Raw genomic sequence first — 20,118 nt, forward strand, 5'->3', positions numbered from 1 at the left:
TTACGGGAGGCACGTGCCAAGGCTTCAATTATCGAATAAGAGTAACTCTGCCATAGTGAACTATTATAAATAAGACAACGACAGAATCCTTCGGTATTTAAACCGTCAACCTCCCTCGGTAATCACACTGAACGAATGAAACGAATGAACGACTGAAACGAAAATGGACAGAAAATGCTTAGATTAATTGCTCTATTTCAGCTAGAAAGTATTAGATAAGTAAGGATAACGCTCGACTTCTTTTTCGCATCACCCTTTATGATATTCGCAATATTTAGTTAAATAAGATAGCTTGGTCTTATCCTTATATGTTATACAATTTTCGTAAACTGCATGCCCTTAACTACAATAAATTTATCTTCCCCTCTCCACTCAAAATTTCCATCTATAACATCAATAGATTTAAAACGAGAAGGTGACTCATAACAATTACCTATTTTATTTTGAATGAACTCCACATCTTTATCAAAAAACATCTCTGGCTCAGGATATTTTTTAGAATATTTTAAATCAGATGTCCAAACAAAAAAAACCCAGCCATGATAACCAATTGATGAGTCATTATTACCACTAGCTGAATCTAATTTACATACTAATGAATCAAGCCAATTCTCGTCACGAGTCAAATTTTGACTTGGATAAACAACTTTTACTTCAATATGCTCTAATAGGGAACTTTCTGATGAACTAAGAGATTTATAAATTGATATATCTCTTTTGTTGTCTTCATTGTAAGCAAACTCATTTTTTCCAGCAGATGTTCCATCACCCTCCTCGAAATTCAATATTCGGCATATCTCATTACATAGCCATAATTCACACGCAGAGAAATTAAACTGATAGATAAACCTTTCAGTATTATTTGAAAGATTAGTTATAATATCATCGAACGAAACCTGTGCGCTTGCCATATATATCCTTATAACATAACATTTTATTAGAACGCTGCGCGTTTACACTCTTTTGATCGCGAAAAACAAGCGCAACTAACAAGTTGTATTTAATTTATCCGAACAAATCCATTGAATCTTAACCTCAATGTATGCACGATTAATAGCATGAAAAAGTGATTTTAGAGCCATTTCTCATTATTACTGTATAAAAGATTAGTTTATTGGATAATCTAATAAATGACACTCTATGGAACTCGCTTGGTTATTCCAGAATTCAACTTCGAAGTGCGACACTCTCTAATATCAAGCGGCCATTGCCATTTCTTTGAAAATAACGGCTGGTTGCTTGAACCCTAGACACTTTTTAGGACGATTGTTAATCCTTGATTGAGCAAACTGAATATCGTCATCCGTCACCGTTCTCAAGTAAGCTTGGATCGCACAAATGGCTGTTCGCATTTTAGTTCTGGCTGAACTATAAACGTCTATTATTTTTGCAGGAACAAATCCGTAGCGTACAACATGTTCTTCTATCCACAATAAAACGTCATAGCCAGTACCGTTACCTTAATCATCACCAAGATCATGAACTAAATTCAGTGCTTCTACTTGACTAGATTTCAGTAGTTCAATGGTTTCTTGGGAAGTATAAGTTCTAACCAAGCCATCAGGTGTCGAACGGCAATCATCTAAGAATATTTTCATAAAGTTACCGCCGAGAACTCAAAATGAGTTTTCAATTCAAAATTCGGCAAAACCGTAGAGGTAACTCTCGTTACCACTGTTAATAATATCTCCCATATTGGAAATTGATTTGATGTTACTTTCAGCACCAAAACATTATCCGAATAATAGATAATTTCACCCCTGAAAAAACTCTCCCCCTCATAGATGGGCACTAAATCATGTGGTCGAAATTGTGGTAGCTCAAACTCAATCAACGGACTAGCAATTGATAGCAATTTTTCTGTGCAAGACAATAATTTGAGGTTTTCAATTAAACGGGACAAGAATAAACATTCATCTACGAGTTCGCCATACTCGTTATGCAACGTGTCCATATCTTTATGGCTGTCGAGAATTTTCTGGCGAATAGGTGTGTAGTGTTCTGCTAAGCGAAAGGTATTATTAGTCATAAAACTCTCTCCTGTTGGTTGGAGAGAGTATGTAGGAAGGAAGCGACAGCTTTTGTCGCTTATATTAAAGCGGTGGAATATCACTGATATAAATATACGTCGAACCTTGGTTTTCGCTATAACTTATCGATTTACTACTATAAGAATGCCCAGCAAAAATTTTACCAATCCAAGTATTCCATTCGCTATCGATAATGAAATCATTTGATGACAAAGAAGATGACACTACGAGAACGAAGAGTCGGTGATCATAGGTGTCTGCTCTTTGTAGTTTAGTGAGATCCTCAATGCATGCATCTTTGTACTTCTCTAATATTCCAGGGTGAGCGATTTTAAGTTCTAGCGCGTATTTCTCATCACCTTGCTGAAAGGAAATATCCAGTCTTTTATTTTTCAACTCGTATTTTGGAGTATTCTGGACTGAATCAGCATTAATGGATGGATCTGTGCAAAGAGATGTGCACAGCTCAAGGTTTAACCATTCCTCAAAGGAATAACCGTGCTTCGCAAAAATTGAAAACTTGTCCTCATTTTGGCGAACGATTTTTTCTACTAATTTTTCTAAATACTATATTTGCTTTCTACTCGTAATAACTTAACGAATCCCGAAGGGTTTGTTTTATTTCTTCACGTAATGCCACTGGCTCCAATACCGTTACATGGTTACATACAGACAGTAGCCAATGGCGCATTTCATCGGTGTCATCCACTCTTGCGTGAACGAGAAAATCGTCTTCTTTCGGCTCTATGACTTGGTCATCGCACAGTGGCGTTTCATCAAGGAGTCTTGCGAAGACTGGCGTTGTCCATAGTGTTATAGATATTTTATCTAAGCTACGGGTTACCCCCATCTCACCTTGTTGAACGTAGTTTTCAAGACAGAAGCCTTCATCTACAATTGCAGGGAATAAAGAGGATTCAGCACCAATGATGCGATTGAACGACAACTGACGTACATCGTTGTAGCCATCAAACTTACCAACCAGATAATTTCGTTCGCCGCGCACCACGATACCGTAAGGATGGAACATTATTCGTTGCTCTCTATTAGAAGAGATTGAACGATAAACCAACCTGATGCATTTCTCTTCAAGCACTGCTGTATAAATAACGTTTATCGTTTCTGCATCAAGCTTAGATGGAAGCAAAGGCATTCCTTTTTGATGGATATACACTTTTTGAGGCCATGTTGCTTGTGATGTTTTGTTTTCATAGCGGAGGTAATACCTTGCACCATTGAAATGCGACTCAAGGTTTCTGAACAATGACGGAGGAAGAACTCGCTCTAGGTGCTTCTCTGCAAGGTTAAGTGTGATCGCGCTACTTAAATCCATACCTTGTAAGCCCAAATCAAGCCCTTGTTCTCGCGACCACCCAATCGGTTTTCCCTTGTCTGGCACAACCCCGTACCTCTCAAGGCTTTTGAGGATACGTTGCACACTTCGTATTGACAACCTATGACCTTCAGCATCCAAATGTTCTCGAATTTGCTGTGCCGTTATTTTGCCTTTTCTTGGCACTTTTGCGAACACTGCTCGTTTGTTTTCGAAGCTTTCCATCAAACTTTAACGACTATATTACAATGAGATAGCCACTATATACGATCACCCTCCTTTTGACGACAGAACCTGTCGTTAACTCTATATACAATGAGCTCATCGTCACAAACTGTAGAGATGCGAAATGGAATCAAGCAAAAAGAAAATTGTGGTTTTTACTGGTGCTGGCATCAGTGCAGAGAGTGGGTTGACTACATTTAGAGACAATAAAGGACTTTGGAAGCAACAACGTTTAGAGGATCTCGCCTCCAAGCATGCATGGGAGTACGATCCTGAGCGAGTCCTAGCTTTCTATAATCACCGCATTGCTAAGGCAAATGCTGCACAGCCTAATGCTGCGCATCATGCAATCGCTGAACTTGAGAAATACTATGATGTCAGTGTCATTACCCAAAACGTCGATGATTTACACGAAAGAGCTGGAAGTACCAACGTTATCCATTTACATGGTCGGCTAAACTTTGTACAAAGCAGCCTGGATGCATCTGTAGTTTACCCTTGGCATGGGAAACCAATTTTGATAGGTCAGCGATGCGAATTTAATTGCCAACTTCGGCCCAACGTCGTGTTGTTTGGTGAACCTGTATTGCATTTAGATGAAGCTCGAACGCTCATGTTAGAGGCTGACAAAGTACTCGCCGTTGGCAGCTCCTTGTCGGTTCAGCCTGCTGCGGGATTACTTAATGAAGCCAGCGCCCACGCAGAGAAAATCCTTATTTCAAAAGAAGTAAAGACAAAACCATTTGACTACCAATTTATTCGTGGCAATGCTACCGAGCTAGTGCCTTCCGTGTGCGCCAACTGGTTACGTGAAAGCTGAACCGAGACCCTCTGAATTGTGCTTAATATCAAAGCCGATTTTCATATTTGAAAGATTAGGAAAAGTATCACAAATTACAAGCGATTTGCTTTCAATATCTTCAGGCCCCAAATCATTTTGGGGCAGAAACTAGTTAGAACTGAAGACGGACTATTTGAAGACGGACTATTATAAACGATAGGAAAAATTTCTTATCCACTCTAAAATGAATATTTAATCACTATTCATTCAATATAAAGAGTATTAATAAGAGAGCTTAATTGTTTGTGGTTTTGTTTTTCTAACACCTGATGTAATGCGTTAAGTAAACCTTAAGATAGAGAAAAGAATCGTATATTAATTGATAAGTTTTAGTTAACAGCAACCATATCAACAAAAGTTGCCCGACAATTTCTCCCTCATATTCCGCTACCAAGCTATAACAGCCTTGAGGTAAATTCGACAATCGAGACGTCCAACGATCGAGTGAAGGAAATGGGAGTTGAAGTGTACCGCCATAGGCAATTTCAGATTCATAAATAGCTTTAACACCCATAATATCTTTATCTTCGCTATGTCGAATAATGATATTTTCCATTAGTACACTCCTTTTTGTTCAATTAAATTACCACGCGATACGTGTGCCGTCGTAGTTTATAAACTCCCCTGAATGGTTTACTGAAGTATGTTCAATAACATCAAACAATCCTTTAGCTGAAGTTTCTATATCAATAAGTGCATTAGGGCCACCCATCTCTGTTTGCACCCAACCAGGATGTAAAGCAATAACCGTAAACCCCTCGTCACGAAGATCATTGCTTAAACTTTTTACTACTGAATTAAGTGCTGCTTTTGATGAACGATAAATATAACCACCACCTGAAGTGTTCTCTTCCATGCTGCCAACTTTTGAAGATATGCAGGCTATTTTTTTTGTAGTGCCACTTTTGAGTAATGAGTACAAGCTTTCTATTAATTTTAAGGGTGCAATCGTATTTATTTCAAAAACACGACGCCATTCTTCAACATCAGTCTGACCAAAGCCGTAGCCTTTTGGACCATAATAACCAGCATTATTTATCACAAGATCGAGGCTTGGTAATCGCGTGGCTAGCTGATCAAGCTGCTCGTAATTGGTTACGTCTAATGAATGAATAATGAGATCAGCGTTATGGCTAGCAAGATCTTGCAGATCTACCGCTGTTTCTAATGTTCTCGAGGTTGCATGAACCAACCAGCCTTGCGATAAATACTGCTTCACTAGCCCTAGGCCAATACCCCGATTAGCTCCTGTTATCAATACGCTTTTTTTCATCGTCTCCCCTTACTCATCAACAATAAATACTATTAGTTATCAATCCAATATACCGATTGAATATATACAAACAACCTTAAAAGCCGACAAAAGCAAGAAACACCTTATTGATAATAATTATCAATTGCATTTAAAGATTGCGTTTGTTATAACTTTGAAAAATTTAAATTACTTTCTTTATAGGGATAAAAAGGATGAACTTTCATCAAAAGCAACGATTACGATACGTGACAAATGCTGTACTGCTATCTGTTGGACTGTTTATGAGTACAGTCAGCCATGCTAATGATAAGTTTAAAGTAATTACAACATTCACAATCATTGCTGACATGGCAAAAAATGTCGCAGGTGACGCCGCTATTGTTGAATCTATTACTAAACCCAATGCGGAAATTCATAATTATCAAGTAACACCTGGCGATCTTAAACGGGCACAAGGTGCTGATTTAATACTTTATAACGGTTTAAATTTAGAACTGTGGTTTAATAAGTTTTTCCAAAACCTCCATGATGTTCCTTCTGTAACGGTAACTGAAAATATCACGCCATTAAGTATTACTCAGGGCCCTTATAACGGAAAACCTAACCCTCATGCTTGGATGTCACCTGAAAACGGTATTATTTATGTTGAAAATATTCGCCAAGCACTGGTTAAGCATGATCCTAAAAATGCGGGCATTTATAATAAAAACGCTCAACAATATACCCAAGAAATTAAGCAAACAATTGCACCTATTCGTAATCAGATTAATACCATACCGGTAGATAGGCGTTGGCTTGTTACCAGTGAAGGGGCTTTTAGCTATCTTGCTCGTGATTTTGGACTAAAAGAACTGTATTTATGGCCTATTAATGCTGATGCCCAAGGCACGCCTCAACAAGTTCGTCAACTTATCGATGCTGTTCGTCAACATCAAATTCATGCGGTTTTCAGTGAAAGTACTGTTTCAGCAAAACCGGCTCAACAAGTCGCAAGAGAAACAGGCGCTAACTATGCAGGCGTGCTTTATGTTGACTCGTTGAGTGCTAAAAACGGCCCTGTTCCTACCTATCTAGAGCTAATTAAAGTGACCTCTCAAACCATCGCTAAAGGGCTGAGTTTATAATGATAGGATTAGATATAAACAATATTACAGTTACATACCGTAACGGACATACTGCTCTGCACAATGCCACATTTAGCGTTCCTCAAGGTTCTATCGCAGCCCTAGTCGGGATGAATGGCAGCGGAAAGTCCACACTTTTTAAAGCCATTATGGGATTTGTATCCACCAGCCAAGGTAGTGTAAAAATCCTTAATCAGACAGTCAAAAACGCGCTAAAAAGTAATGTGGTAGCCTATGTTCCGCAAAGTGAAGATATAGACTGGAACTTCCCTGTTCTGGTTGAAGATGTCGTTATGATGGGGCGTTATGGTTATATGAATATGTTGCGTATCCCCAAAAAAATAGATCATGAAAAAGTGAATATCGCTCTCGAGCGGGTCAATATGACTGACTTTCGTAAACGTCAAATCGGAGAACTTTCTGGGGGGCAACGTAAACGGGTATTTCTTGCTCGTGCACTCGCGCAAGAAAGTCAGGTGATATTACTCGATGAACCCTTTACAGGCGTTGATGTTCAAACTGAAGATCAAATCATGGCATTGTTACGCGAACTTCGTAATGAAGGCAAAGTCATGCTTGTCTCTACCCATAATCTTGGCAGTATTCCTGACTTTTGTGACCGTACAATTTTAATTAACAAAACCATTTTGGCGTCAGGAGAAACAACCGAGATTTTCACACCTGAAAATTTAAAACTCGCATTCGGTGGTGTATTACGCCACTTCATTTTATCAGGGAAAGATCTTCACGAAGACGACGATAGCCGTAAATTATCGGTTATTTCCGATCATGAACGCCCTGTTGTTATGTATGGTGAAAATGGCGAACAGCAATCTCGCTCCCTTTCCCGTCAATAATAAAAGGAGTGATAATCGTGGACCAATTACTTGAGCCGTTTTTATATAGCTATATGATCAACGCCATGTGGGTTAGTGCGTTAATAGGTGGCGTTTGTGCTTTTCTTTCCTGTTATTTAATGCTGAAGGGCTGGTCACTTATTGGTGATGCACTATCACATTCTATCGTACCCGGTGTTGCCGGCGCTTATATGATAGGCCTCCCCTTTTCTTTTGGTGCCTTTTTTTCTGGCGGTTTAGCGGCTGCTGGTATGTTATTTTTAAGCCAGCGTAGTAAATTAAAAGAAGACGCTGTTATTGGCTTAATTTTTACTGCTTTCTTCGGGCTCGGTTTATTTCTTGTCTCGCTCTATCCTAGTGCGGTTAATATTCAAACTATTGTAATGGGAAATATTCTCGCAATAACCCCTATAGATACATTACAAATCGTCATCATTGGCTGCCTTTCTCTTTTCGTTTTATGTGTAAAGTGGCGTGATTTCATGGTTGTTTTCTTTGATGAAAACCATGCTAAAACCATTGGGTTATCACCAACATTTTTAAAAATTGTATTTTTTAGTATTTTAAGTGCTTCAACCGTTGCCGCATTGCAAACTGTAGGCGCCTTTTTAGTTATAGCTATGGTTGTAATACCTGGTGCAACTGCTTATTTACTGTCTGACCGTTTCTCAATGGTCATTATCTACAGTGTATTTATTGGTGTGTTCAGCGCTTTTCTTGGTGCATACCTTAGCTATTTTATCAATGGCGCAACAGGTGGGATCATCGTGTTATTACAAACTGTTTTCTTTGGTTTAGCTTTTATATTTGCGCCTAAATATGGTCGATTAGCAACGTATAGAAAAACCAAACAAGCATTAAAAAAAGCACAACGTTTTAAGCAAACGAAAGGAGTTCAACATGGCTAATCTAATAGAGACATTGTTATCGCCTTTTGAATTTATTTTTATGCAGCAAGCTTTTCTGATTGTTTTTTTTATCGCGATACCAACCGCATTACTCTCTTGTTTTTTAATTCTCAAGGGTTGGTCTTTAATGGGTGATGCCATTTCCCATGCTGTTTTACCGGGGATTGTTATTGCTTATGTGTTATCAATTCCATTTACGATTGGCGCTTTTATCGCAGGTATGTTTTGTGCGTTAACCACAGGGTATTTAAAAGAAAATAGCAGAATTAAAGAAGATACAATTATGGGTGTTGTATTTTCAGCAATGTTCGCGCTCGGTATTGTGATGATGACGAAAATTCACACAGATATTCACTTAGACCATATTCTATTTGGTGATCCTCTTGGGGCGAGTTGGCGTGATATTACAGAAGCAGGAGCAATTGCACTCATTGTTGGATCACTGTGTATTATTAAAGGTAAAGATTTACTCTTACTTATTTTCGATCATCAACATGCACAAGCAATTGGACTTCCGACCAAAGTATTACATTACGGATTGCTTGCCCTACTCTCATTCGCGATTGTTACCGCACTCAAAGCCGTTGGCATGATACTCGTGATTTCAATGCTGATTGCGCCAGGAGCAACAGCCTTTATGCTTAGCCGTCGTTTTCAAACCATGATGGTAATATCGGTATTCATTTCTATTATAAATTGCTTCTTAGGCGTTTATCTTAGCTTCTTTATCGATAGTGCTCCTGCACCAACAATTATATTATTAATGACAATAAACTTTATTGTGGTATTTGTTTATCATGCAATAAAACAGCGAGCCGTCATAAAACAAACGCCCGTAAGTTTAATATAATTCCTACTACGCTGTTATATTCAATAATGGCTATCAAATCCGATAGCCATTATTCGCAATAGATCTCAGAATCATTTCACCGTTCAGCGTCGCCCTTTTCTCATTGAACGTATTAACTGTATTACATTTGTTTCGCGCGAATAATTTTTTGTTGGTGTAAAGCTGAAATAGGTAAGCGTTTAAAAGGGCTTACATTACTTCCCCCTGTATTTCCTTCAGGCACAAGACCCACAGCTGTTTTAGTTAATGCGCCAAAGACTCTTAATAACTGCCCTCTTAGCTCTTGGCTATCACCATTACGTCGTGCCCAATACAGCATATGACAATGGATTCTAGTATGCCAGTAAGTAGAATGTTGTCCCAAAACGTGAGCGTTTTCTAAATGGCTGAACTCTAATACCACATCATTATTACGTCTCGCTTTCCTTGCTAAAGATAATTCTTTTATTACGGCATAAGAGATATTTTGTGAAAATCGATTGAGCATAACTCTCTCCATGATGATGCTTGCTATCTATTTCTAACATTAGAACACACAAATAAATACACCAGTGTTTATCACTTCTCTCTAGGTAACGATCACTTTTTACTTTATGCCATTTACATATTTCACCCATAAACACTGATTGTTTTGCTGATTGTCTCTCCGATTTAAAACGTCGAAGAGGGAATTCATATTTTTCCGTTGCGCTTTTATAGCCGCTTCCCTCTTTCACCTGCTAAAATCACCGCACTATAAAAACAAACTACTGAGCAATGTATGCAAGGAACATTAAGTAAAATGAAGTCAACGTTAAATGACGTTGTTGACTATCATCTCCCTGTCGGCGATCAACAACTGCATTTAAACCCTTTGATTGGTAAGTCACTTAAATTGACTCATACAGGCAATATTTTTTGCCAGTCGTGTGGCAAAAAAACCAAGAAAAGTTACTCTCAAGGTCATTGCTTCCCTTGTATGAAAAAATTAGCGTCATGCGATATGTGCATTATGAAACCTGAAACTTGTCACTACGACAAAGGTACGTGCCGTGAGCCACAATGGGGTGAAGAAAATTGCATGGTGCCGCACTATGTTTACCTATCAAATACTTCGGGTTTAAAAGTGGGTATTACTCGACATAGCCAACTACCGACACGATGGATTGATCAAGGTGCCACACAGGCACTTGCTGTACTAAAAGTAAAAACACGTCAAATTTCAGGTTTAGTGGAAGTGGCTATTGCAGAGCTTGTCGCTGATAAAACCAACTGGCGTGCAATGCTCAAAGGTGATAATGCTGAGATAGATTTAACAGAAAAAGCCTCGGTTTTATTACCAGAAGTAAAAGCTCGTCTTGCAGAAATCACTGCAGAATATGGTGAAGATGCGATTGAATATCTTGATAACGATATTGTTGATATTCATTTTCCTGTTGATGCCTTCCCAACCAAGATTAGCTCACACAACTTTGATAAAGAGCCTGTGGTTGAAGGTATTTTGCAAGGAATTAAAGGTCAATATCTGATCTTTGATACTGGCGTGATCAACATTCGTAAATTCACCAGCTACGAAGTAATTGCTGAAGCATAATTAATCATAAAAGCGAAGTGTCTCGGATAAGAATAGAGAGTTTAAGCTTCGCTTTATTTCTTTACTCTCCCCTGAATATAATCATATTTTCTATTTTGTACCGCAAGATCACGTAAAAAGTTCTCACCCAATACAATACCGCTACCGCCATTGATTAGCACATATTCAATTTCTTCATTAATATCGCCAAGTTTGGTTCTTAACTTTACAACAGGTAAAGATTTATCGCTTTTGTCCGGTACTTTAACTTTTTCATGAATGGCAAATTTATACTCTTTATCAAGCAGTTTAAACGTAACCCAATCTTTTCCATTACGCTCAAATTCAACTAAATCACTTACGCCAATGCGTGAATTTTCTGATAGAGGATCAATATAAGCCGAAAAATACTGTGTTGATGACGCAAGTAAGATCCACTCATGCCGTCCTAAAATAAACAACCCATCTTGAGTTTCTTTCTTTACTGATGAATTCGCTGATTTTGTACTGTTATGTGCAAGGATTAAATCGCTTGAAGCATTAAATTGAGTATCACTGGCATGACGAAGAGAAAGATCAGAGGGCTGGCTCAAAAGATCTGGGATAAAAGAAACAGGAAACTTAGATGATGTAACATGATTACCAGCCACAGATTGATAACTAACTAACAGTAAAACAAACGCAGATACTTGACTTACTTTATTCATCATAAGTTAACCTTTTCGTTCTTCTTTTATACCCCTACCTTACAAAACATAATACTTACAAAGGGAAATAGGCAACTATTTCCCTCAAACTCATTGCATACTCATGGCTGCTTCAAACTTATTAAACTTATTCGCTAACCAGTTTTCATCATACCAACCCATATTTCGACTGTGTTTCGCATCATCCCACAAACTAAAGAAATAACGTCGTGCTTTAAAGCCATCATCTAATTGACGTTTTTCAATATAGCGTTCGGCGATATGCGTATCACCACGCACATCAAATAAATGGATCACATCGAGTTCACGGTGTTTAAAACCGCTATCACAAGGATCAAGCAATCCCGCCACTTTAAACGTCTTAGGATCAAACAATACATTCGCTAAATGACAATCATCATGTACGAAAGAAGACGCTTCATGAGCTATCGGTGCTAATATTTCTCTACGACGTTCCCATAGCTCAGTATATTGATCTTTGATCTTTGAACTAAATGGCGATACTGAACAAGAAAGGTATCTATATACATCTTTCATCCAGTCATCGAACGCATTATTAAAATCACCGTCAAAGCCTCCGTTATTTAATTCAAAGCCTTGTGGATGATTATGCTCATGTAGTGCGAGTAAAATATCTGTGTAATCTTCACGGAATGTCTCTATCGCGAATTTATTATTGGGTAATTCATTCGCAGGTCGACCTTCGAGCCAATCTAGCACGATATAGTCATACCCTTCTTCACGACCAAATAAATAGATCTGCGGTACAGGACAGCTCACAATACAACGTAACTTCTGTAAACACGCAACTTCTTTACTTATTCGACCTACTTCTCGTGAAAATTTAACAACAATCTTTGCCTTCCCTGTGGCAAGAAATACAACCCAACCATAAAAGGTTTCCTGAATATCACATACATCAGCTTTTTGTCGGAACATTGCGAAAAACGATTTTTCAGCAATATTTTTTAGCTGGGCTCTATTCATATTTTGTACCTTGGATTTTATCTAGCAACTGTAACCAATAAATACCAAATAAGTATAATTATCTTTTTTTATTGGATATTTAATCTTTATTATGGGTTAAGAATGCAACATAACAGCCAATATGACCAGTAGATACGACAAATAAAGCTTAAAATATTTCACTTTTGGTTACATTTGATTTTATTTAGAGCTTTGCAACCGTAAACCAGCTAAAAATTAGCGAATAAAACTCTTTTTTAGCAATAAATAAAAAGCGTGCTCCAACTCGCAAAATATAAGCAAAAATAAAAACAATACATATAGGAATGTGACTTACATCTTATTATTCCAAATAGGACTAATGTGAAATACTACCAATTAATAATAACGTTATTCGGCTACCTTAAATATCATGATACATGATTTCTTGTGGCCCAAATAAACCTCCTAGATAACGCTCACCTGTAAAAGTGAAGCCAGCCGTTTCATAACAACGCTTTGCCACTGTATTTTTGCAATTTACTGTTAAATAAATCCTTTGATAATTTGAGTAGTTCTTCGCTAAATAAGTAAATAAAACCATTAATGCTTGTTTACCAATACCCTTGCCTTGTAATTTTTGGTCTATAACAAAGGTTCGCAAACCAATACAATTTTCAGAGCAAAAATCCACATCATGAGAGTAAGCAATATCTATTTTAAAGAAACCTACTATTTGGCTGTTCAACTTAATCACATAAAGATGCATTGTTGCAGATTCACTTTCTAAAAAGTCATCTGCTGTCGCGGCAAATAGAATTTGATCCTCAAATAAAGACACCGCTTTCACACCCTCTTGATCCTTCTCTGTATACCTCAAAATTACAAGCATATTAAGTCCTATCAACTGCATTTTAAATAAGCACTATTCCGATCGCAATTTTACTATAAACAGTATGTAAAACATTCATAATTCATAATATAAGCATAATAATTCATTTATTATCTTTTTATATTTAGTCGGCTATATTGAGAACATCATGAAACTTTTCATTTTCATAATACAAAGCTTTGCTCTGATTTTATTAATTTCGGGTTGCGCACAGCCCAAAGAAGCAACGCACCAGTCTTTGGTAGCTCAACAACTACCTATCTTGCTAGATTTTAAAGCTCTGACTACAGCAACAAACGGTACACATTCTTACCAAATCTCACCTGATGGTGAAAAACTGGCTTGGCTCAAAGACAGTTTTGACAACAATGGTAATCCATTGACTACGCTACATTTTAAGAATTTAAAAACCGGTAAAACAGGTGAATTTAATTACTGGGTTTCATTTTTCGAATGGATGCCTGATAGCCGCAACCTTATTTATGTGCCTCAATTTGACGATATGAAATCTAAAATATTCTTTTTAGATACAGAGTATCCTACACAATTCATTAAACCTTTTTATGATAAAAACAATCAGATCAATGTTGTCGATCTTTTATTTAACGACCCAGAGAACATTCTTATTAGACATAACAGTGGTGATACTAAAATTTTCAATTTATACCGCTTAAATATTAAAACAAAAAAAGAAACATTATTATTTAAAGTCGATAAAGAATTAACAATAGATGGGTTCATTATTGACGACAGAGTTAAAGGCGGTTCAATTTTCGCTTATATAAAAGATAACAGAAAAATATATCAATTCGGCACTGATAAATTATTATTTGATACAGGTAAAAATGGTGAAGTTGCACATGCTATGTTGAATCATAGCAATAATACCCTCACTATTTTAGCCAACAATAATTCCGACAAGATTCAACTTATTGAGCTAGATCTTGCAACCAATGAAGTTACTACCCTTTATTCAAATGATAATGTTGATGTAGACAGATATTACTATGACAATAATCATGCTCCAGCATTAGCAGCCAGTTATCCTGATTATCAAGAAATCAAAATTTTTAATCCTAATTATAAAAAATTAGTCTCTAATTTTTATCAAAAAGGCAAAAATGAAATCTTTATTTCTAGCACTGACAATAAAGATCAGAAATTCACAGTTAAGCAATATAATGAATACGGATATAATATTTATCTGTATGATGCAACTAACAACAAGAAAGAACTGTTATCACAAAGTAAATCACATCATTACTCGCAGTTTCTTGCCACTCAAAAGCCCATTCAGTTCACGAGCCGAGATGGTTTAACCCTCAACGGTTATATCACCCTACCTAAGGGCATTAAACCCAATAACCTTCCAACGGTATTACTGGTTCATGGTGGACCACATGCTCGCGACTACTGGGGCTTTAATAGTGAAGCACAATTACTTGCCAACCGTGGCTATGCGGTTATTCAAGTTAATTTCAGGGGATCTATAGGTTACGGCTATGAGTTTACATCTTCAGGCTATGGTGAGTTTTCTAAAGCTATGCATAACGACCTAATTGATGGTGTAAATTGGGCAGTAGAGCAAGGAATAACAGATCCGAACAATGTCGCTATTATGGGTGCTAGTTACGGTGGATACGCAACCTTAGTCGGTATGACACTGACTCCCGATAAATTTTCTTGCGGTGTTGATATTTTTGGTATGTCAGATCTAGAGCTAATGGTAAAAAACTTCCCTGAACCATGGAAGCGATATGAAGATATTTGGGTAAATTATATTGGTGATTTCAACGATCCAGAGATGAAGCAGCAACGCACACAACAATCACCCATCAACTTTGTTAACAATATGAATGCGCCTCTATTAGTCATTCAAGGGGACAGTGATGCTGTTGTGATCCCAGAGCAATCTCGTCGTTTTGTCGAAGCGGCAAAGAAAGCAGGAAAAAATGTACAGTACTGGGAAATGAATAACGTTGGCCACCATTATGGAACGCCAAGGCAAGCAAGGAAACTTGCGAGAAAAGTTGATAATTTCTTAAGCCAATGTATTGGTGGTCGCTCAGCTGGCTAACTATTAATAATAAACGGTGTCATCTCCTTTCAGATGACACCACGTTTTTTCTTATGCATTATTGCTCAAACTGATTTTCAAGTGACGACAACATAACCAAAATAAAACAAAAAACACCCAACTATTTGACATATGTTCTGTATTACTAAATTACAGATACTTACAACAAATTATTTAGCCATTTCGAATTTATCTCATTATAATCAGTGCAGTTTTTACTTGTGAGATTTCTTTATGAAACTAAAAGCGACAATGGCTGCAGCAATCATGCTTTCTACGATGGCATTTTCAACAACAGCTTCAGCTGATACATTTACATTAGGTCGTACTATTCTTCTTGAAGCTAAAAATAGTCACGCTAAGATCCCTGTACCACTGTGTCGTAATACTAAATCGATTCAGATCAAAGCTGAACGTGATGTGTTTTTAACAAAAGTCGTCTTTAAATTTCAAAATGGCTCTTCGCGCGTATTCCAGTTTCAACGCAAATTAGATAAAAACGAAAAAACAGATTGGCGTCGATTCTCTTATGAGCGCTGTGTAACAGATATTCAAGTGTATGGCCGTGCTGAAGATGGCAGTGCTGGCATTAAGGTTCTCGGTCGTCGATAAGCCAATTTATTTAAAAACAAGATCGCTATTAATAGCGATCTTGTTTTTTATATCTCTATAATCTTGCCAGACTGACTTACATTTCACTTGGACTTAAACGATACACAAATGCCGATTGTTCAGAGCCATCGTCAAGCATAACGGTGATCACTACACGGTCATACCCCTCGCCTTCGAAATCATCAATACGCTGCCAATGCGTTGTCAATTCATCAGACGTAAAGAGTAAGCCTTGAACACGTTCCCCTTCTGATTGCGGTACAAAAGCAGGATAACCTAATGTCGCGCCTTTACCGTTTAGGTAAATAAATCCAATTGCGCTCGCTTTTTTCCAAGAACCTTTCAAATCAGAAAGCACATAGGCATTAGATTGTTCTGGCGCCAAAGTGCCATAAACGAATAATGTATTAAGCACGAAGAATGAGTCCTCACTATAAGTCACATCTTATTAACTAAACTATAAACCTAAGGACAAAACATATTTAAAGCCATAATGAAAAAGCACTAATTATTGTGATCTCGTTTAAAGTTTACATGCTAACTATCAGACTTTAGTGTAATATCCAGCCCCCGAACACACTAGATTTTAGGTGCTGTGCACCATAACGAACGATATCGAGGCGATATGCAATTACTCGAAGCCAAACTCCATAAAATTGACCGTCATAATTACCGCAGCTATACGAGTATGCGCGGTGAATACCACTTCGTTGATTTCGACTTTTATATTGATACCGTTCAATCGGACCCGTTTGCGCCGGCTTCTCGTGTACGTGCCCGTCGAGCATGGTCACTCACCGATCTAGAATGGTTACGTGAAAAATCTTCAGTCTATCAATGTGCAGCACGAGATTTTATTGCTCGCTTTTTTGCAGATTTATCGCAACAAGATAATGCAGTACTTATTGATATGCCAGGACAGGTGATCCTTGACCGTACAGCGGTGGTATTTGATGACGAAGGTATCGAATTACGTTTTCGTGTAAACCTTCCGGCTGACGGTCGTACCATCATTGCTAAGCGTACAATGAATCTATTAACTTTCCACCTACCAAAAATGATCCGCCGTGCAACGATTGCACGCGAATTACCAATGGAAGAGTTAAAAGCCCACTGTGAAGCAGCAGAAGATCAAGTAGCACTTCGCGCACAGTTAAAAGAACATAAACTCTTAGCTTTTGTTGCTGATGGAAGTATTCTTCCTCGCCTTGCGGGTAACAGTGATTTACCACTTCCGAACGCTGTACCTTTTACAAGCCCTGATAACCTAGCAGTAGAGCTTGAAGCGCCACACAAAGGTAAAATCCGTGGTATGGGTATTCCTGAGGGCATTACTTTAATTGTTGGTGGTGGTTTTCATGGTAAATCAACGTTATTAAGTGCCATTGAGCGTTCTGTTTACGATCATATCCCTGGTGATGGTCGTGAGTACGTCGTAACCAATTATAATGCAGCTAAGATACGCGCTGAAGATGGTCGTTGCGTTCATAATGTTGATCTATCGCCTTACATCAGCAACTTACCTATGGGTAAAGATACCACAGCCTTTACTAGCCAAAATGCATCAGGTTCAACCTCACAAGCTTCTTGGTTACAAGAATCGATCGAAGCTGGCGCTGAAGCATTATTGATTGATGAAGATACTTCTGCATCAAACTTTATGATCCGTGATGAGCGCATGCAGGCACTGATTTGTAAAGATGATGAGCCAATTACGCCACTTGTTGACCGTATCGCTTTACTTCGCGATCAGCATGATATCTCAGTAATGCTTGTTATGGGTGGCTCTGGTGACTATTTAGATGTGGCCGATACTGTTATTCAGATGCATAACTATGAAGCAGTAGATGTAACAGATAAAGCACGTGAAGTTGTTGCTTCTCACCCTACCCGACGTAAAGCTGAAGGTACAGAAGTGATTGTTCGTCCTCGTACACGCCAAATAAACCGTAGCGCGCTGCAAGCGTTACTTGAAGAAGGAAAATTCCGTATTCAAGTGAAAGATAAAACATCGTTACGCTTTGGTCGTGAATACGTTGATTTGCAAGCGTTAGAACAAGTGGCTCATCCTAGTCAGTTACTTGCTATTGGTTACTTATGGTTCCAACTTGCACAACTTAAAGGTTGGGAAAAAGTCCCTGCGCGTGCATTTGCTAACATGCTGCATGATAACTGGGCTGATATGATGCCTAAATACGGCGAAATGTCGAAACCTCGTGTCATTGAGGTAATGGCTGTGCTGAACCGTATGCGCAAAGCTGAATTTAAGTAATAAGTTTAAATCTCAATAGCAATAAATGATAAAAGCCCACATATCGTATTAAGCTATATGTGGGCTTAATATTATCTAGGCTTATTTTAAGACCTGACATATTAATAAAGCCATCTTCTGATAATGGTTTGCTAAAATAGTAACCTTAAATCAAGTCAATTGATAAATAATACAAATGAAAAAGGCATAACTCAAAACCACTAACATATTACGTTAAGATAGCGAATTAACCTAAAATCAACTATAATATGCGACCATTTTAACGGCAAGATGATTACATTCATAAGCAACTGAGTTTATGAATGTAATCGGCTATAGCCGACAGTTTAGGAACAAAGCATGTCATTCTTATCACAAGGTTTTTCTCAAGATTTAGTTAAAGCATTAACTGAAATCGGTTATGAAAAACTCACACCAGTGCAACAAAAAGCTATCCCTCAAGCACGTCGCGGTGCTGATATTCTTGCACTAGCACAAACAGGTACAGGCAAAACTGCCGCTTTTTCACTGCCAATTATTCAAAAATTAATTGAAAAACCAAAATCAAAAAGCCGCTTCAATGTTCGTGCTCTAATTTTGGCACCGACTCGTGAACTGGCAGAGCAAATTGCAAATAACATCAGCGACTACACTAAATACACTAGCATCACTTGTACTGCTGTTTTTGGCGGTAAAAAAATGTCGTCACAAGAAAAACGCCTAGAACAAGGTGTTGATATTCTTGTTGCTACACCTGGCCGTCTGATCGAGCATATGGAACTAAACAATGTTTCACTAGCAAACCTTGAATTCCTTGTTTTCGATGAAGCAGACCGTATGTTAGATATGGGCTTCATCGGTGCGATCCGTGTGATCCTTGATGATATCCGAACCAAGCCTCAAACCATGTTGTTCTCAGCAACGTCTTCAGCACAAATGAATGCTCTGGCTGCTGATATTCTTCATAAACCACAACGTATTACGGTAACCCCTGAGAATAGTACAGCTGATACCGTCTCTCACGTGGTTTACCCTGTTGATGAAGATCGCAAGCGTGAAATGCTGTCTGAATTAATTGGCAAAAAGAACTGGAAACAAGTACTCGTTTTCGTCAATTACAAAGAAACAGCGAATCAACTGGTTAAAGAGCTTAAACTAGACGGTATTAAAGCAGTACTTTGTCACGGTGATAAAGCACAGAGCGCGCGTCGTCGTGCATTGGAAGAGTTTAAAGAAGGCAAAGCACGTGTAATGGTTGCAACAGAAGTTGCTGCCCGTGGTCTTGATATTCAAAACCTGCCGTATGTTGTTAACTACGACATGCCTTTCCTTGCAGAAGATTATGTTCACCGTATTGGTCGTACAGGCCGTGCAGGACAAAAAGGTAATGCCATTTCTTTTGTTAGCCGTGAAGAAGAGCTAACACTAGTGCAAATTGAGCGCTTGATCGGTCAACGTATCCACCGTGTTCAATTAATTGGCTATGAACCAAAAAGCCGCGATGCCTTACTAGAGCGTATGCACTCAAAGCCTGCTTTCAGTCAACGTGAAGGGAGAAAGAATAACCCGACACAAGATCAATCTGCTGCTGAACGTCGTGCACGTTTACGCCGCGCTATCAATAGCAAAGCTACGAAGATCACGACACTTAAAAAATAA

22 protein-coding genes and 1 pseudogene are annotated in these 20,118 nt (G+C 38.1%); 10 read left to right on the forward strand and 13 right to left on the reverse strand.

Annotation, left to right across the window (positions count from 1 at the left end):
• Positions 1 to 311: 311 nt before the first annotated feature.
• From C9J41_RS19170 to C9J41_RS19190, 6 genes and pseudogenes are all read right to left on the reverse strand, one after another.
• Positions 312 to 911, reverse strand: coding sequence for a hypothetical protein (locus C9J41_RS19170; RefSeq protein ID WP_107294905.1), 600 nt, complete (start codon positions 909 to 911; stop codon positions 312 to 314).
• A gap of 285 nt (positions 912 to 1,196) precedes the next feature.
• Positions 1,197 to 1,319: pseudogene (locus tag C9J41_RS21950) on the reverse strand (IS30 family transposase); the annotation flags it as partial.
• 141 nt (positions 1,320 to 1,460) lie between these two features.
• Positions 1,461 to 1,598, reverse strand: coding sequence for a cyclic-phosphate processing receiver domain-containing protein (locus C9J41_RS21955; RefSeq protein ID WP_199194448.1), 138 nt, complete (start codon positions 1,596 to 1,598; stop codon positions 1,461 to 1,463).
• On the reverse strand, positions 1,595 to 2,029 hold the full coding sequence (locus C9J41_RS19180; protein WP_107294906.1) for a hypothetical protein: 435 nt from the start codon (positions 2,027 to 2,029) through the stop codon (positions 1,595 to 1,597). The genes C9J41_RS21955 and C9J41_RS19180 overlap by 4 nt, the downstream gene beginning before the upstream one ends.
• A gap of 64 nt (positions 2,030 to 2,093) precedes the next feature.
• Complete coding sequence (locus C9J41_RS19185) at positions 2,094 to 2,426, reverse strand: hypothetical protein (protein WP_107294907.1); 333 nt, start codon at positions 2,424 to 2,426, stop codon at positions 2,094 to 2,096.
• Between the two features lie 184 nt (positions 2,427 to 2,610).
• Positions 2,611 to 3,429 carry a YafY family protein gene (locus C9J41_RS19190; protein WP_233220423.1) on the reverse strand — a complete coding sequence of 273 codons (819 nt, stop codon included), beginning with the start codon at positions 3,427 to 3,429 and terminating at the stop codon, positions 2,611 to 2,613.
• Positions 3,430 to 3,712: 283 nt separating this feature from the next.
• Between C9J41_RS19190 and C9J41_RS19195 the strand changes: the two genes are divergently transcribed.
• Positions 3,713 to 4,408: a Sir2 family NAD-dependent protein deacetylase gene (locus C9J41_RS19195; RefSeq protein ID WP_107294909.1), complete on the forward strand. Its 696-nt coding sequence runs from the start codon at positions 3,713 to 3,715 to the stop codon at positions 4,406 to 4,408.
• A 280-nt stretch (positions 4,409 to 4,688) separates the two neighbouring features.
• Here the strand turns inward: C9J41_RS19195 and C9J41_RS19200 are convergent, their stop codons facing one another.
• On the reverse strand, positions 4,689 to 4,985 hold the full coding sequence (locus C9J41_RS19200) for a hypothetical protein (protein WP_233220424.1): 297 nt from the start codon (positions 4,983 to 4,985) through the stop codon (positions 4,689 to 4,691).
• A gap of 27 nt (positions 4,986 to 5,012) precedes the next feature.
• A complete protein-coding gene (locus tag C9J41_RS19205; protein WP_107247265.1) occupies positions 5,013 to 5,702 on the reverse strand; it encodes an SDR family oxidoreductase in 690 nt (229 codons plus the stop codon).
• 194 nt (positions 5,703 to 5,896) lie between these two features.
• Between C9J41_RS19205 and C9J41_RS19210 the strand changes: the two genes are divergently transcribed.
• From C9J41_RS19210 to C9J41_RS19225, 4 genes are read left to right on the forward strand one after another with little or no spacing between them, the layout of a single operon-like run.
• Positions 5,897 to 6,808 (forward strand): metal ABC transporter substrate-binding protein, encoded by a 912-nt coding sequence (locus C9J41_RS19210; protein WP_107247264.1) that lies wholly within the window; start codon positions 5,897 to 5,899, stop codon positions 6,806 to 6,808.
• Complete coding sequence (locus C9J41_RS19215) at positions 6,808 to 7,665, forward strand: manganese/iron ABC transporter ATP-binding protein (protein ID WP_107247263.1); 858 nt, start codon at positions 6,808 to 6,810, stop codon at positions 7,663 to 7,665. The genes C9J41_RS19210 and C9J41_RS19215 overlap by 1 nt, the downstream gene beginning before the upstream one ends.
• A gap of 17 nt (positions 7,666 to 7,682) precedes the next feature.
• The gene (locus C9J41_RS19220) at positions 7,683 to 8,573 is read left to right on the forward strand and encodes a metal ABC transporter permease (protein WP_107247262.1); all 891 of its coding nucleotides are present in this window, start codon (positions 7,683 to 7,685) and stop codon (positions 8,571 to 8,573) included.
• Positions 8,566 to 9,423, forward strand: coding sequence for a metal ABC transporter permease (locus C9J41_RS19225; protein WP_107247261.1), 858 nt, complete (start codon positions 8,566 to 8,568; stop codon positions 9,421 to 9,423). Before C9J41_RS19220 ends, C9J41_RS19225 begins: the two co-directional genes overlap by 8 nt.
• A 121-nt stretch (positions 9,424 to 9,544) precedes the next feature.
• Here the strand turns inward: C9J41_RS19225 and C9J41_RS19230 are convergent, their stop codons facing one another.
• The gene (locus tag C9J41_RS19230; RefSeq protein WP_107247260.1) at positions 9,545 to 9,910 is read right to left on the reverse strand and encodes a DUF3703 domain-containing protein; all 366 of its coding nucleotides are present in this window, start codon (positions 9,908 to 9,910) and stop codon (positions 9,545 to 9,547) included.
• A gap of 273 nt (positions 9,911 to 10,183) precedes the next feature.
• Here C9J41_RS19230 and C9J41_RS19235 point away from each other — a divergent pair, with 273 nt between their 5' ends.
• Entirely contained in the window at positions 10,184 to 10,996 is an 813-nt protein-coding gene (locus tag C9J41_RS19235) for a DUF2797 domain-containing protein (protein WP_107206861.1), read from the forward strand.
• Between the two features lie 53 nt (positions 10,997 to 11,049).
• Here the strand turns inward: C9J41_RS19235 and C9J41_RS19240 are convergent, their stop codons facing one another.
• The 3 genes from C9J41_RS19240 to C9J41_RS19250 form a co-directional block, all read right to left on the reverse strand.
• The gene (locus tag C9J41_RS19240) at positions 11,050 to 11,685 is read right to left on the reverse strand and encodes a RimK/LysX family protein (protein WP_233219132.1); all 636 of its coding nucleotides are present in this window, start codon (positions 11,683 to 11,685) and stop codon (positions 11,050 to 11,052) included.
• Positions 11,686 to 11,772: 87 nt separating this feature from the next.
• Positions 11,773 to 12,669 carry a phosphotransferase gene (locus tag C9J41_RS19245; protein WP_107206860.1) on the reverse strand — a complete coding sequence of 299 codons (897 nt, stop codon included), beginning with the start codon at positions 12,667 to 12,669 and terminating at the stop codon, positions 11,773 to 11,775.
• Between the two features lie 382 nt (positions 12,670 to 13,051).
• Entirely contained in the window at positions 13,052 to 13,519 is a 468-nt protein-coding gene (locus tag C9J41_RS19250; RefSeq protein WP_107206859.1) for a GNAT family N-acetyltransferase, read from the reverse strand.
• Positions 13,520 to 13,667: 148 nt separating this feature from the next.
• Here C9J41_RS19250 and C9J41_RS19255 point away from each other — a divergent pair, with 148 nt between their 5' ends.
• Both C9J41_RS19255 and C9J41_RS19260 read left to right on the forward strand, forming a co-directional pair.
• Positions 13,668 to 15,596, forward strand: coding sequence for a S9 family peptidase (locus tag C9J41_RS19255; RefSeq protein WP_107294910.1), 1,929 nt, complete (start codon positions 13,668 to 13,670; stop codon positions 15,594 to 15,596).
• Positions 15,597 to 15,830: 234 nt separating this feature from the next.
• Positions 15,831 to 16,208, forward strand: coding sequence for a DUF2541 family protein (locus tag C9J41_RS19260; protein ID WP_107247258.1), 378 nt, complete (start codon positions 15,831 to 15,833; stop codon positions 16,206 to 16,208).
• A 76-nt stretch (positions 16,209 to 16,284) separates the two neighbouring features.
• On the opposite strand, the gene C9J41_RS19265 is transcribed toward C9J41_RS19260, so the two are convergent.
• Complete coding sequence (locus C9J41_RS19265; protein WP_107294911.1) at positions 16,285 to 16,623, reverse strand: gamma-glutamylcyclotransferase family protein; 339 nt, start codon at positions 16,621 to 16,623, stop codon at positions 16,285 to 16,287.
• Positions 16,624 to 16,833: 210 nt separating this feature from the next.
• Between C9J41_RS19265 and C9J41_RS19270 the strand changes: the two genes are divergently transcribed.
• Both C9J41_RS19270 and C9J41_RS19275 read left to right on the forward strand, forming a co-directional pair.
• Positions 16,834 to 18,480, forward strand: a complete 1,647-nt coding sequence (locus C9J41_RS19270) for an ABC-ATPase domain-containing protein (RefSeq protein ID WP_045127646.1) — start codon at positions 16,834 to 16,836, stop codon at positions 18,478 to 18,480.
• Positions 18,481 to 18,819: 339 nt separating this feature from the next.
• A complete protein-coding gene (locus tag C9J41_RS19275) occupies positions 18,820 to 20,118 on the forward strand; it encodes a DEAD/DEAH box helicase (protein ID WP_107247257.1) in 1,299 nt (432 codons plus the stop codon).

The organism is Photobacterium sp. GB-50 (genome assembly GCF_003026755.1).
Lineage (GTDB): Bacteria > Pseudomonadota > Gammaproteobacteria > Enterobacterales > Vibrionaceae > Photobacterium.

What these genes read in the sequence shown, in the direction of transcription:
- C9J41_RS19275 (WP_107247257.1), top strand. Translation starts at nt 18,820, where the DNA reads ATGTCATTCTTATCACAAGGTTTTTCTCAAGATTTAGTTAAAGCATTA.
- C9J41_RS19260 (WP_107247258.1), top strand. Translation starts at nt 15,831, where the DNA reads ATGAAACTAAAAGCGACAATGGCTGCAGCAATCATGCTTTCTACGATG.
- C9J41_RS19215 (WP_107247263.1), top strand. Translation starts at nt 6,808, where the DNA reads ATGATAGGATTAGATATAAACAATATTACAGTTACATACCGTAACGGA.
- C9J41_RS21955 (WP_199194448.1), bottom strand. Translation starts at nt 1,598, where the DNA reads ATGAAAATATTCTTAGATGATTGCCGTTCGACACCTGATGGCTTGGTT.
- C9J41_RS19210 (WP_107247264.1), top strand. Translation starts at nt 5,897, where the DNA reads ATGAACTTTCATCAAAAGCAACGATTACGATACGTGACAAATGCTGTA.
- C9J41_RS19245 (WP_107206860.1), bottom strand. Translation starts at nt 12,669, where the DNA reads ATGAATAGAGCCCAGCTAAAAAATATTGCTGAAAAATCGTTTTTCGCA.
- C9J41_RS19180 (WP_107294906.1), bottom strand. Translation starts at nt 2,029, where the DNA reads ATGACTAATAATACCTTTCGCTTAGCAGAACACTACACACCTATTCGC.
- C9J41_RS19195 (WP_107294909.1), top strand. Translation starts at nt 3,713, where the DNA reads ATGGAATCAAGCAAAAAGAAAATTGTGGTTTTTACTGGTGCTGGCATC.
- C9J41_RS19270 (WP_045127646.1), top strand. Translation starts at nt 16,834, where the DNA reads ATGCAATTACTCGAAGCCAAACTCCATAAAATTGACCGTCATAATTAC.
- C9J41_RS19170 (WP_107294905.1), bottom strand. Translation starts at nt 911, where the DNA reads ATGGCAAGCGCACAGGTTTCGTTCGATGATATTATAACTAATCTTTCA.
- C9J41_RS19225 (WP_107247261.1), top strand. Translation starts at nt 8,566, where the DNA reads ATGGCTAATCTAATAGAGACATTGTTATCGCCTTTTGAATTTATTTTT.
- C9J41_RS19235 (WP_107206861.1), top strand. Translation starts at nt 10,184, where the DNA reads ATGCAAGGAACATTAAGTAAAATGAAGTCAACGTTAAATGACGTTGTT.
- C9J41_RS19230 (WP_107247260.1), bottom strand. Translation starts at nt 9,910, where the DNA reads ATGCTCAATCGATTTTCACAAAATATCTCTTATGCCGTAATAAAAGAA.
- C9J41_RS19205 (WP_107247265.1), bottom strand. Translation starts at nt 5,702, where the DNA reads ATGAAAAAAAGCGTATTGATAACAGGAGCTAATCGGGGTATTGGCCTA.
- C9J41_RS19250 (WP_107206859.1), bottom strand. Translation starts at nt 13,519, where the DNA reads ATGCTTGTAATTTTGAGGTATACAGAGAAGGATCAAGAGGGTGTGAAA.
- C9J41_RS19255 (WP_107294910.1), top strand. Translation starts at nt 13,668, where the DNA reads ATGAAACTTTTCATTTTCATAATACAAAGCTTTGCTCTGATTTTATTA.
- C9J41_RS19240 (WP_233219132.1), bottom strand. Translation starts at nt 11,685, where the DNA reads ATGATGAATAAAGTAAGTCAAGTATCTGCGTTTGTTTTACTGTTAGTT.
- C9J41_RS19200 (WP_233220424.1), bottom strand. Translation starts at nt 4,985, where the DNA reads ATGGAAAATATCATTATTCGACATAGCGAAGATAAAGATATTATGGGT.